Origin of the sequence: Microcystis sp. LE19-84.1B (assembly GCF_027531875.1) — a bacterium.
In the GTDB taxonomy this organism is placed as follows: domain Bacteria; phylum Cyanobacteriota; class Cyanobacteriia; order Cyanobacteriales; family Microcystaceae; genus Microcystis; species Microcystis panniformis.
Map to the genome: position 1 here is coordinate 1 of NZ_JAPZSR010000343.1, position 12,103 is coordinate 12,103.

Consider the following 12,103-nt stretch of genomic DNA (forward strand, 5'->3'; position numbering starts at 1 on the left):
ATAGTTGGGCTTAAGTGGGGAACAAGAGTCGCTCGATTTAGCAGTGGAATTAGCCCTACAATCGGCGTTGTCAAATTGAAAGATGCTCCGAATCAGCACCGGAGCATTGCATCTTTCCTCTTCTGATCTGACAACGCCTAACAGGTACTCAAATTGAGCGGCCACCGCTTGTAAGGCAGCGATATCGGCGCTTTTACTCCCCTGTTTAACAGGGAAATAGAACCCAACAGTTTGACATCCTCGCCGCCCTAAAAGTGCGGCGATTCCTAAACCTCACGATTTAAGTTTCTGCTTCCACCACCGTCGCATACCACAGTTAAAAAACCATGTACTGTCCTACACAGAGTCCACAGACTTTCGCCCCATTTCAGAAGCCCGATTCCGTGTGTCCCACGGTACGTTGACCGCCTATAGCTTCTTGTACTTGTTGCGCGCGACTTTTTACCCGGCCAAGCTTTTCTGGTCGGAACCCCCTAAGTCTAGTTTTCCAGGTGCTGCGCCGTCCACTTGGTTTTCGAGACTGGCCTTTTAATTCTAACGTAAAGCCGCCGTTCTACGGCGGGGTTTCAGACCCAAAATTTCCGATGAAAATTCCTAAGTTACCCGATGAAGTCACCATACCGATCAACAGGAAAACTGTCTGGCTTTTTGGTTTGGGGGTGATCCTCTGGTCTTTATTCGTCGTAGCAATAAACGATCACTTTTTTAGGATCGACGAGATTATAGTTTATCCTGACGGTTCGAGGGAATATCGGGTCAATCCGAAATAATTAAATTGTTTGGACCTACTCCCGTGATGTCAAACATCTCTTAATTGTTAAGGTTAGATTTAAACTTCAGTAATTATTGTTTACCTTTAATTAGAATTAATTGAACTTTGAAATGAAGATAAAACACGCGATTAATTGCCATAAGTTCCTAACTTTTCTAATTATACTTGGCTTAATGGCTTTTTATAATAATTTTACGTCGCTCGCTTGGATATACCTTGCTCTACACGGAACTTACGGTATTATGTGGTTGATCAAAGATAGATTATATCCCGATCAACAATGGGAAAAAGAAATATCGGTGGCTGGGGGAATATTTACTTTTATCGTTCTCGGTTTATATTGGGCCGCTCCTTTTATTATTATTAGCGAGAAGGTCACGGCCACCGCTCCCTTAATATCCGCAGCCATAGCGATCAATATCATGGGGGTATTTCTCCATTACGGTAGCGATGCCCAAAAGTATTTTACCCTTAAATATAGAAAAGGATTAATCACCGAAGGCTTCTTTAGTCGTTGTCGTAATCCCAACTATTTGGGAGAGATTTTAATCTATCTCGGTTTTGCCCTGTTAGCCCAACATTGGCTGCCTTTTCTGATTTTGGGTGGATTCATCGCCGGGGTCTTCATCCCCAATATGCTTAAAAAAGACCGCTCCCTTTCCCGCTATCCCGAATTCGACACTTACAAAGCCAACTCTGGACTGCTATTACCCAAACTGATCAAATCTAGTCCAGATGCTCGTCAATCCGTTCAGACCTAAGCATTAGGTATTTCTCGTAAAGATGAACTATAATCTAATTTGCTACTGGGGAGATTAAATAGAGTAATTATTTCCCTTTTGTGACAGTCCGCTGAAAATTTTATCTAAAGTTTTCGACAACTAGACGTATTGGTGGGTCAGCTATATGATTGGAATCAGAGTTTCCCTATAGCGATCAAAAAAGTAATTGATTGTATTTTGGTAACTAAACTAACTTTTAAAAGCCAAGGGTAAGACGAATGCCATTTCAGAACAACTATGCAAATCTAGTTACGGAAAAACCTCAAGCTCACACCCGCTTGATCCGAGATTATGACGGCAGCAATAAGGATTTTGACTTCATTATCATCGGTTCTGGAATAGGAGGTGGCATCTTAGCAGACGACCTAGCCGATCGATTGGGGCAAAGTCATCGCATTCTGGTTTTGGATGCCGGCTCCTTCATCTATCCAACCCATGTTTATAATATCAGTCGCATCCCTAACGGTTCGGTAGCCCCCCACTTTGGCGTAGATAATTTCAAGCAGTCACCTAGCGGTTCCCATTTTATCGGCTCTAAACCCCAATTATGTTTTGGCGGGCGTTCTATTTTTTGGTCGGGACTGATTCCACAAGCTCAAAGTTGGGAGATGGAGTTTTTCCCGGATAATGTACGTCAAGACTTGGAATCGAAGTATTTCCGATTGGCTAATGACAGGATGAATCTATCGTCATCGCTGGGGGATAAAGCAAAAAAGTTGGTGAGCTATTTTCAATCCAGTTCTCTTAATTCAGATTTTGAAATAAAACAAACACCTCGCGCCGTCCATCAACCCTATCTCGACCCCGACGGCACACCACGAGATCAATTCTTTGCAGAACCCACGGGAGTGTTCAACACCGCCGAACTGCTGATCAACCAAGTTGGACTGACCCCCGGTGTCGATCAAAACGGGAAGGGTCTATTCATCAAACTGAATAGTTTCGTAGAAGCGGTTCAGAACGTCCCTTTTGACTGGTATGAGGTCAAGACCACTAACACGATTACGGGAGAGCAGCTCAGTTTTTATTCCCCCAAGGTAATCATCGCCGCGGGTTCTACGGAAAGCCCGAAACTACTCCATCGTTCTAGCGTCTATCAAAGCCTGCCCGATAGAATTCGTAAACAGGTGGGTTTTGGCTTAACCGACCATCCCGTGACAGGAGAATCCCAAGCCTATGTGTCGTCTCTGGGAAGAAACGCTTCACTAATTCCCCTCAGTCGTCAAGACCACGCTAAAATTATCTTCTACTCGCGGGGAAATCGAGATGCTAACGGTCAAGTGATCTACCCCTTCAATATAGAAATGAATGTTAATCATGAATATTGGCATCTGAGAAACAACGATCCTTCTGCCGAACCCGTGGTTGACGATACTAGCAGAACCCGTGTTGACATCAAGTTTAGCTTTGGAAACTGTCTCGATGATGAGAATGGCATTTTCTCCCACGCTAACGATAACTACACGCCCGAAATCCGCTTCAAACGTTTTTCAAATCTAGATGATTTGTTGGGTTCTCGTTTCCCGGCCCTTGCAGGCTGGAATAAAAGCAAAAATGAGTTTTTCGCTCTACTTAATCAAACAAGAAATCGCATTTTTGCCGAGTTCAACGACGTGAACTTCAACACAGGAGAATATGGCGAGGGCGACGGTAAACAATGGCCTTTTGGGTGGGGTACTGTTCACCACGCCTGCGGCACTTTGCGGATGCCTTGGAAAGCTAACCGTAATGCCAATTTCAATAACGATTCGGTTGTCGATGAAGACCTGAAAGTTCGAGGCACTACGGGACTATACGTTTGCGATATGTCCGTTATGCCCATCAGCACCGCCGCTAACCCCGTACTCGCTCTGGCAGGATTGGCTTTAAGACTTTCCGACCATTTGGGTTAAAAGAATCAACAATGCTCTGAATATTTCGTGACCGATCGCCGCTCTATCCTACCAATCTAAGGGACTACAAGCAAAACTTAAATTTGCGGGTTTCGCGGACGGGCAGGGCTAAATTTAAAGGCATCAGCACCCACAGCTTCCAGCGCAGAATATCCGGGATGCTGTGGGATTTATTTAGCGATCGCTATTGGGGGATAGTTGTGCATGGTGCGTTCCTTAAAATCGATCGCTAGAGCATTAGGAGTGACATCAGGGAACGCACCCTACGGCTAACGTTCCCGTTCACCCGCCGCTAAAACCTTTTGTACTCAACCAACTATCTCTGCACGGTCGGTGTGCAACGGGCTTGTTAGCCCGCATCCTCACAATACTCAGCTTCTCCATCTTCTTTTCTGTGTCCAAAATAATTAATAGCCCACTGGTGTAATTCTGGTTTATTACTACTCCACTCCCAAGTTCCACTATCTCCTATCCGTATATCTTTGCCTGGATCAAAATCATATTTCATTAACTCATCGTGTCTAGTAATATATTTGCGATTTTCAGTTTCACCATGCCATAGGTGAATTACCGTTCCTTGTGTATACCCTATTTTTCCATTGATTTCTTCATAGAAGCCTTTCCCCCATTGAAGGAAGTGTGACAACAACTTATTATTGTTACTCATAATTCTCTTAATACAAGAACTAGCAAAGTCTCCACACATAGCATGTGCCATCATATGGTCTGCACTTCCACTAATTAAAGAATCATATAAACTATGTTTCTCTAAAATTTCTCTGCGTGCAGCCCAAGCTAAACCAGTATGTCCATGTTGATGAAAGTTACCTTTCTTTATTAAGTCTGGACTCAGATTAACCACGTACCCAAAACTTCTCCAAGATTCAGCTTCACCATTATAAAATTCATGTCCTCTGGGAAGTCTGAAAACTCTCATAAAAGGTTGAACAACTGGAAATTCATCGAGTAGTTTTGATGTTTCGATAGCCCATCTAGGATTTGAAAAAAGAATATCACAGTCCAACCAGGCAACTTTCTTTACTTCAACAGGCAAACTTTGAATGGCTAGATTTAGAAGCCGCTCTTTCTGCCACATTACGCTGGTGCTTCTAATCTGTAAAACATCCGAAGAAGCAGGTAAATTAAAGTTAGAATCACCAAAAACACATTCGACAGTTAACAGCTTTAATCCTGCATATTGAATTTTTTCTCTAAACTTTAAATAGTTAATATACTTAGATTTGTAATGACTTGGATTGAAATAGCAAGTAATAAGACAGATATCTTTAGATGTTTCATAAAAGTCAGCGGGATAAACACAAAAAGCCATTTTGATTTGCTACCTGTTTCCTAAATCAATTCTAGTTTCTTCGTCTCGTTATGCTAAATATTGGTTTATTCATATCCATCAGGATCACCTGAAACGTTAACAATATCTGGGTCTGCTGGTTCAACGGTAGTAGTAGATGAACCATCAGGATGAGTCGTAGTAATTTCAATTACATCCCCTGGTGATTCGCCCCCTGATGTTACTTGACCTCCAGTTGAACTTACACCTGAACCTTCTGCTTCAGTTCCAGAAGAAGTGCTTGTTGAACCTGGCACTGGATGATCTCGTCCATCACCTGATAAATCTGAGGTATCTACTGTTGAGGAGCTTCCAGAACTTGATGAATCAGGTTGATCTGGTTCAGGTGGTGGATCACCCTCGTCATAGCCCTCATCTGGATCAACTTGCCCAGAACCTGGTAGCGAGACTTGAATATCTACACAGTTGCACTCTACAACGTTTGGAACACTTTCAAGTGCGATTATTAAATCTTTCATATTCGCATTAGAAACACGGATACAACCATTTGTGGGTCTTAATCCTCCACTGGCAGAAGGCTTCCCACCATGTATTGCTAAACCAACTCTTCCGTTATTTTTTGCTTCTAAAGCTTGCCCTGAAGTTGGTTCTAAAGCTATTAAACCTTCCGTTCCGTATGAATCGGCTGAGTATTTAGTTCCTGCACCTGTAACACGAATACCTCTTAATCTGTAGTTTCCTAAGGGGGTATCCCCATAAGAGCGCGTAGGATCTCTTTGAGGATTTGGTGATAAGCTTCGATCTGCTAATACTTTGCGCTTGCTTGGATCAGATGCTGTTTTCTGATCCGCTTTGCCTTTAGCTGGGAAAGGACCTGCGAGAACATTGCCAGAATCATCTTCTAGCCGAATCGATCCATCAACGTTTCTATCTGATGGTAGCTCAACTACTATTTTCGGCATCTTAGATCTCTTCTCCCCAGAGTTCGTGACTTTATTTACATCTAAAAATATGGTTCAACCGTATGTTACTTGTGCTTCATAATCATTTACTTCACCAATAACTCAGCCGCATAACTACATATTATACGGAAAGTTTCTGTATAACACTCTTGAAAGTAACAATATAGGTCAACTTTCCGTATATCACCCCATTTAGGCGCGATCGCCAGAACTTTTCCCCATATCACGCCCAAAAGCGTGTTAGCCAGACTAGCATCTTGCCAAAAACCTTGGTTAACTAAATTCCTGACAATTAAGCTTACTCTAGCAATGATTCCTCTGTCTGACCCCACCCTTAGCAAAAATTTATAATTATTCGACCTTTAGCGATCTCTATCGGGGGAACGATCCAGAAAATCTCTGGCCATTCAAGCCTAGGAACTCTAGCTTTATATCTGGAAGTTACGGATGAAAACGTTCGGGATGCTGTGGGATTTATTTAGCGATCGCTATTGGGGGATAGTTATGCATGGTGTGTTCCTTAAAATCGATCGCTAGAGCATTAGGAGTGACATCAGGGAACGCACCCTACGGCTAACGTTGCCCATCACCCGCCGTAGATAACCTCAAATGCTCACAAACAACCTTTTGACGGTCGGGTGCATGGGCGTTGTTAGACGCGTGAACAAGTGCTCTACCAGTTGTCTGCTTCTCCTCTGCTAATCTCTACTTCGGAAAAATAAGACGTTACATCAATATGAGCAATTTTTTTGACTGCACCATACGGAGCATACTTCGATCTGAGCTTTCTGATGTGGTTGTACAAATCCTCTGGCACAAAAGACAAAACTGGAGTCATCGTCATCTGTACAACCCTCCATTTAGAGGAGTCATCCAGAGATTGCAGCCATGCTGATGTTTCCTTTGGATCTGCCCCTACTGCTGTACCTCCAATAACTCGACGTTCGGCTTTCGAGGTTGCTTTGTAAGAGGATTGCGAATGTTCTGTTCCACTAGTTTCAGTATGGGTGACATCTGCACTACCTTCTCCAACCAAAGGAACACCAATAGATGCTGAAGCACTTTCCTTAAAACTTTCCTCAAGCTTGGAGGTGCTGGAGTCCTTTGCGACTTCGTTACTGTCCCAATAGGTGATCTTCCCTCCAACAGTTAGTGAATTAGGGAGATACCACCCATACTCGTTGAGAACAGTAATTAAATTAGTCATCGCGTGCAGACTCACTTCTTGCTCATCAAGCCTGATTGCTTTTTGGAGCTTATTAAGAAAAGTAGGGGTAAGCTTGCCTGAAAGTGACTCTAAATCCACGTTGAAAGTCTTTTGGGTTACACTGTACTCAGCATAAAGATAGTACGTCTTTTTTAGGCTTTCAGTGGTTTCTTCTCTAGATGTTGAAGTGGATGCAGAAGCATTACCACCAACCTCAACTTCTTCGATCGTTCCCTTGATGCCAGCATTAACTTCGGTAGATGTTTGACCAAACTTCTTCAGCTTAAACTCAAACTCTGACTCAAGAATTTCTGAGTATGACCTTGATGTTTGCGAAGGGGTTTCAACCTCCATTTTACAGGGATCGATCTCTACAAGCATTTTACCAAAATCGAAAGGCAAGCCAGGTGGAAATATAACTCCATAGCCAACGTTGATGTTGGAAAAAATCTTTCTCTGTTCACCTTCAGGCAAGGATGACCAGTTTTCATACGGCATACGATTTCTCCTACTACTTTAAGATTCAAAAAGAGTTTACCAACTGTCTTCTCCGGAGATGCCCGGAACTTTTTGAACAAGATCATTGAAGGCATTCAAATCCTTGACAACGAAAATATACATTTGCATTGCTCCTAACTCCTTTCCTACCTCTACGTCTGATATCTTTCCCCATGTTTCGCTCGAATCTCTTCCTTCATGGATGGCACCCGGAACTACATCGATAGAAACAAAATCAGATGCCACATTAAGGCTAGAGCTAGTTATTTCTGAAGAGTCTCTTGGATAGTGAATTCCATCTTCAGTGTATTTCAAGACCTCATATGCACTAATTTCAAGATTGGAGCGGTTGAAGCCTTCTGTTTTTTCGTAGTCTCTAAAATCTGCAACTTCTATGAATTTGGGCTTCGCTGAATATCGACGTACACTTGCAGTACGAAGTTGATATTTGCTCTTTGTAGTGTAGTAAATGTCCTTGAAGATTTCACCTTCATAGGTTGTTTTCAGCTTTGGCATCAAGCCACAGATTCCCCCAGATGAGGCTATGAGGAAATTGAGTGGAGCATCTTTAGGAACCACACAAGCGTTGCCAATGAATTTCATTCCATCAAGTTTATAGGTGTTGTCCAACATTACTGGCTCAAATTTATTCTCATTGATTTTTTTCGCTTCATCGTCTGCCCTGTTGAGAGTGACTGTCACAGTAATGAGTCGATCGGTAAAATGTGGAACTTGGCTTCCTTGAATGATAGCCATGATATTCTCCTTTTTGTTTTTTCTGTAAACCACAAAAGATTGCAATTTGAGTCGTCCAATGACTCCATTTTCTAGAGAAGAAATTTAAATTTCTCAGGAAACATGCTCAGACTTATGTCCAGAAAAGCTTACTTTGAAGTCAACGCCTCATGACAACGTTAAGGTGCTGCTTTAATTCTGGAAATAACAAGATCGCAGAACCTCTCAGTCTTAACCACATCTGTCCATCTGTCATCCTGTTGTATGTAAGCCAAATCTTCTAGTAAGTAATAAGAAACAACTGAAGGGGTTGCCCCTGCAAGTTTCAAATTCACCCTCGGCATACTGTTTCCATCCCCACGTTGCCTGCTAGGGTCTCGTATTGGAAACCAGTGATCGTCAAATCGTGCGGTATTTTTTATTAGAAGTAAGAACCATGGAGTATCCTGATCTTTTCCTGTCGCATAGTCACACATGAGAAGCATTGTGTTGTAAAGCCGATCGTACCAATTTGAAGGAGGCAGTAACATAGATTTAACATTTTTGGGGTCATAAGGGGCTGGTTCATACAACCCGTATGCATGTCCATTCAGATCATCAGCTTTCGGAGCCATACGAATAGCCAATTTTTGGCTTGTAATTTTTTTCCAATCGGCTTGATCTATAGTTTTCATCAGTTTTCATCTGCTTGGCTGTATTCTTACGCTAAGTCCAAGACCGTCTAACTACATATTATACGGAAAGTTTCTGTATAACACTCTTGAAAGTAACAATATAGGTCAACTTTCCGTATATCACCCCATTTAGGCGTGATCGCCAGAACTTTTCCCCATATCACGCCCAAAAGCGTGTTAGCCAGACTAGCATCTTGCCAAAAACCTTGTTTAACTAAATTTCTGACAATTAAGCTCATTCTAGCCATGATTCCTCTGTCTGACCCCACCCTTAGCAAAAATTTATAATTATTCGACCTTTAGCGATCACTATCGGGGGAACGATCCAGAAAATCTCTGGCCATTCAAGCTTAGGAACTTTGGCCTTATATCTGGAAGTTACGGATAAAAACGTTCGGGATGCTGTGGGATTTATTTAGCCTGTTGAGTTTCAATCCCTAATAAGGCTTAAGCTTAATTGCTTCAGTCTCGTTACGGGGGCCTCACCTTCGGCCCTCTGTTTCAATCCCTAATAAGGCTTAAGCTTAATTGCTTCCGAATCGAAAAGCTTGAGATCGATAAGCTTGAGACTGTTTCAATCCCTAATAAGGCTTAAGCTTAATTGCTTCGGTGCGAAGTTTCAAGCCAAACGCGCCCCGTAAATTTGTTTCAATCCCTAATAAGGCTTAAGCTTAATTGCTTCCTGTTGGGTTACTTGGTGGTGGAGTTCAAGAAGATGTTTCAATCCCTAATAAGGCTTAAGCTTAATTGCTTCTTTGAAGCCATTTGCTTTAAAATGGCTTTAGTTTGGTTTCAATCCCTAATAAGGCTTAAGCTTAATTGCTTCCTTTTTATCTGTCACAGCCGCACTGTATGCAGACTGACGTTTCAATCCCTAATAAGGCTTAAGCTTAATTGCTTCTGCTGATTACCCTAGAGGCCGGTTTATCTTCCTGTTTCAATCCCTAATAAGGCTTAAGCTTAATTGCTTCGTTCTGACCGATGATAAACAACAGACACACCTGAAACGTTTCAATCCCTAATAAGGCTTAAGCTTAATTGCTTCCCCATCTTCCCGAAGCCCTTTTGCATCAAGGGGTTCAGGTAAGGATTGCGCCCCATTCGCTAAAATTCAGTTTTCAAGGTTCTGCTCGGTCTAAAAAATCAGTCTAGTAAATCCCAGATCGTAAGCTGGGCAGGGTTTTCGGGGATTGCGCCCCGTGATTTTTTAGGCTTTCGCTTAAATGCCTTATCAGATAAGGCTTTTGGTTTGTTTTTGCCGTGGCTATCCTCGCGCGGCTGAGGTGGGGCGGAAGAAAAAATAAGGGATTGCGAGCCATTCTCGGGCTGAGTGGGGGTGCGATTCCCTTCCTGCTTCATCTGCTTACTAATCGAGTGTTCGGCATTCTCTATCGGCGCATCCCCGATAGACTCTTGATTTGCATCAAGATCAGGCGTAAATTTCCCCTCTAAACCAGGGTATTTTCCAATCATAGAGACAGGAAACTTGCATAAAGAGCCAATAGCTCTTAAAAACTCATCTCGTAAGCCACGGATCAAAATATTTGCGGCGGCATTTTGATCGGCGTGAGCTTCGTAACCACAGCTAACACATTTAAACTTCGATTGACTGACACGGTTAGCTTTATCAATATTACCACAATTGGGACAAGTTTGGGAAGTATGTTTAGGATTAACTCGGATTATTTTTCTGCCACGTTCGTTAGCTTTACTTTCAATAAAAGTACGAAGTTGACCAATAGCATTGTCGAGCAATACTTTATTTAATCCAGACTTTCTTTTTTTGCCATTTTGTTTATAGCCATCGCCGTCTTCTCTTTCTTTAGGTTTTGCGGCGGCTGTCATGTTTTTTAGTTTTAAATCTTCTAAAATAACTGATTGATATTCGCTGGTTATTTTATGGGCTAATTGAGCATTTCTCCCTTTTCTTTGACGAGCAATTTTCTCGTGAACACGAGCGAGTTTAGCGTAGGTTTTACGCTGATTATTAGAGTTATCTTTTTGCCTAGAAGCTTGACGCTGTAATCGGTTAAGCCGCTTTTTCTGAATTTTTGCGTAGCGTTTAGCTTCTGATTGTCTTCCTAAATCGTCGGTAAATATTGCCACAGCACCCATATCTAAACCAACACATTTATCGGATTCTTTATAGATCGTGTTGTCGGTTTCAACGGTTAACTGTAGATAATAACCCGTCGCTTTACGAGTAATTTTAGCCATTCGGGGAGCTTTCCCTTGCAATCGATCGAGTCCCCGTACTTTTAATAATCCTATCTTTGAGGAAACAATAACCCCATTGGATTTAATCTTTATAGTTTCAGGTTGCCCGTTAACAAGAGTCTCCACTTTATCCCGTCTTCCTTTAAATCTAGGAATCCCCCGAATGCCTTTTTTAGCGGCATCGTAAGCGGGTCTAACTACGCTTTTGAAAAAGCCTTTTTTAAACTCTGTTTCAATTTCACCAATAAATTTTGCCGTATTTTCTCGAAAATAAAAAGCAAGTTTTTCTCTGTTGAGATAATTAACAGCGTCCTTGTCAATATTTTCGGCATTCATAAAACGACGGATAGCGATCGCATCTAAGGGAGTATATTCTTTCCCGTTGCTTGTCTTTTTAAAATAGGCGATTTTACAGCAAGGATTACCGATTAAAAGCTTTTTCTCTTTATCTTTAAGGGTTTTAAACTCTTTTTCGTCGTAATGCCCAGAATAACTTAAGTCCCATATTTCAGAGCTAAACTCATCAAATTTATGTTTTTTGCGATAATATCTTTGTTTTGATTCTTCCTTAAGTGCGATCGAAAGATTCCAGAGCAACTTACACGCAGCCAAAGACTGATCAATTTTGCTGACCTGTTCTTCGGTGGGATGAATTTTAAACTCAAGGACTTTCATAGCATTGAGGTAAGGTAAAATAACTCTATATTACCTTAAAAACAAAGCAATGACAACAGATAGACTATATACCTTAACGGCAAAAATCCCACCAAACGAGCTAACAATCTTGGAAAATTACTGCAAAAAGGCAAAAAGGACAAAAACAGAAGTAATTAGAGAATTAATTAGAAATTTGAGCGGTAGGGTTGACTCATGAATCAACCCTAACCCTGCCTCCCCTCCCCGCTCTTGGGGAGGTAGGGTCGTTTCATTCTCTTTTATGTCATTCTCTCAAATCCTTATCTGGCAACGTTTTTAGTCGATTTCTCGGAAATACATAGCTGAAAATTTTTAAAAACGTCGTGCTTTGCTTACCTTATAAGGGATTAAAGGTAGCA

10 protein-coding genes and 1 CRISPR repeat array are annotated in these 12,103 nt (G+C 41.8%); of the genes, 3 read left to right on the top strand and 7 right to left on the bottom strand.

Translation table 11 applies throughout. The annotated features are described in order from the left end of the window. Window positions 1–584 precede the first annotated feature (584 nt). The 3 genes from O9324_RS19705 to O9324_RS19715 all read left to right on the top strand — a co-directional run bounded on the left by O9324_RS19705 (window position 585) and on the right by O9324_RS19715 (window position 3,446). The gene (locus O9324_RS19705) at window positions 585–770 is read left to right on the top strand and encodes a hypothetical protein (RefSeq protein WP_288087429.1); all 186 of its coding nucleotides are present in this window, start codon (window positions 585–587) and stop codon (window positions 768–770) included. 112 nt (window positions 771–882) lie between these two features. Next, on the top strand, window positions 883–1,533 hold the full coding sequence (locus O9324_RS19710) for a methyltransferase family protein (protein ID WP_288141082.1): 651 nt from the start codon (window positions 883–885) through the stop codon (window positions 1,531–1,533). A gap of 239 nt (window positions 1,534–1,772) precedes the next feature. Beyond that, window positions 1,773–3,446, top strand: coding sequence for a GMC oxidoreductase (locus tag O9324_RS19715; RefSeq protein WP_288141083.1), 1,674 nt, complete (start codon window positions 1,773–1,775; stop codon window positions 3,444–3,446). 349 nt (window positions 3,447–3,795) lie between these two features. Here the strand turns inward: O9324_RS19715 and O9324_RS19720 are convergent, their stop codons facing one another. From O9324_RS19720 to c2c8, 7 genes are all read right to left on the bottom strand, one after another. After that, on the bottom strand, window positions 3,796–4,776 hold the full coding sequence (locus tag O9324_RS19720; protein ID WP_288141084.1) for a hypothetical protein: 981 nt from the start codon (window positions 4,774–4,776) through the stop codon (window positions 3,796–3,798). A gap of 65 nt (window positions 4,777–4,841) precedes the next feature. After that, on the bottom strand, window positions 4,842–5,717 hold the full coding sequence (locus tag O9324_RS19725; protein WP_288141085.1) for a L,D-transpeptidase: 876 nt from the start codon (window positions 5,715–5,717) through the stop codon (window positions 4,842–4,844). Between the two features lie 673 nt (window positions 5,718–6,390). Then, window positions 6,391–7,422: an MACPF domain-containing protein gene (locus tag O9324_RS19730; RefSeq protein ID WP_288141086.1), complete on the bottom strand. Its 1,032-nt coding sequence runs from the start codon at window positions 7,420–7,422 to the stop codon at window positions 6,391–6,393. Window positions 7,423–7,458: 36 nt separating this feature from the next. Then, entirely contained in the window at window positions 7,459–8,178 is a 720-nt protein-coding gene (locus tag O9324_RS19735) for a hypothetical protein (RefSeq protein ID WP_288141087.1), read from the bottom strand. Window positions 8,179–8,336: 158 nt separating this feature from the next. Continuing rightward, window positions 8,337–8,831, bottom strand: coding sequence for a hypothetical protein (locus O9324_RS19740; protein WP_288141088.1), 495 nt, complete (start codon window positions 8,829–8,831; stop codon window positions 8,337–8,339). A gap of 47 nt (window positions 8,832–8,878) precedes the next feature. Continuing rightward, on the bottom strand, window positions 8,879–9,079 hold the full coding sequence (locus O9324_RS19745) for a hypothetical protein (protein WP_288141089.1): 201 nt from the start codon (window positions 9,077–9,079) through the stop codon (window positions 8,879–8,881). Window positions 9,080–9,258: 179 nt separating this feature from the next. Continuing rightward, a CRISPR array of direct repeats spans window positions 9,259–9,876; the repeat unit is 37 nt; unit sequence GTTTCAATCCCTAATAAGGCTTAAGCTTAATTGCTTC. Between the two features lie 98 nt (window positions 9,877–9,974). Continuing rightward, window positions 9,975–11,723: a type V CRISPR-associated protein C2c8 gene (c2c8, locus tag O9324_RS19750; RefSeq protein WP_288141090.1), complete on the bottom strand. Its 1,749-nt coding sequence runs from the start codon at window positions 11,721–11,723 to the stop codon at window positions 9,975–9,977. Window positions 11,724–12,103: the final 380 nt, after the last annotated feature.

Excerpts from the sequence above, each read along its gene's own strand:
- O9324_RS19720 (WP_288141084.1), bottom strand. The coding sequence starts at position 4,776 with ATGGCTTTTTGTGTTTATCCCGCTGACTTTTATGAAACATCTAAAGAT.
- O9324_RS19725 (WP_288141085.1), bottom strand. The coding sequence starts at position 5,717 with ATGCCGAAAATAGTAGTTGAGCTACCATCAGATAGAAACGTTGATGGA.
- O9324_RS19715 (WP_288141083.1), top strand. The coding sequence starts at position 1,773 with ATGCCATTTCAGAACAACTATGCAAATCTAGTTACGGAAAAACCTCAA.
- c2c8 (WP_288141090.1), bottom strand. The coding sequence starts at position 11,723 with ATGAAAGTCCTTGAGTTTAAAATTCATCCCACCGAAGAACAGGTCAGC.
- O9324_RS19705 (WP_288087429.1), top strand. The coding sequence starts at position 585 with ATGAAAATTCCTAAGTTACCCGATGAAGTCACCATACCGATCAACAGG.
- O9324_RS19740 (WP_288141088.1), bottom strand. The coding sequence starts at position 8,831 with ATGAAAACTATAGATCAAGCCGATTGGAAAAAAATTACAAGCCAAAAA.
- O9324_RS19730 (WP_288141086.1), bottom strand. The coding sequence starts at position 7,422 with ATGCCGTATGAAAACTGGTCATCCTTGCCTGAAGGTGAACAGAGAAAG.
- O9324_RS19735 (WP_288141087.1), bottom strand. The coding sequence starts at position 8,178 with ATGGCTATCATTCAAGGAAGCCAAGTTCCACATTTTACCGATCGACTC.
- O9324_RS19710 (WP_288141082.1), top strand. The coding sequence starts at position 883 with ATGAAGATAAAACACGCGATTAATTGCCATAAGTTCCTAACTTTTCTA.
- O9324_RS19745 (WP_288141089.1), bottom strand. The coding sequence starts at position 9,079 with ATGGCTAGAATGAGCTTAATTGTCAGAAATTTAGTTAAACAAGGTTTT.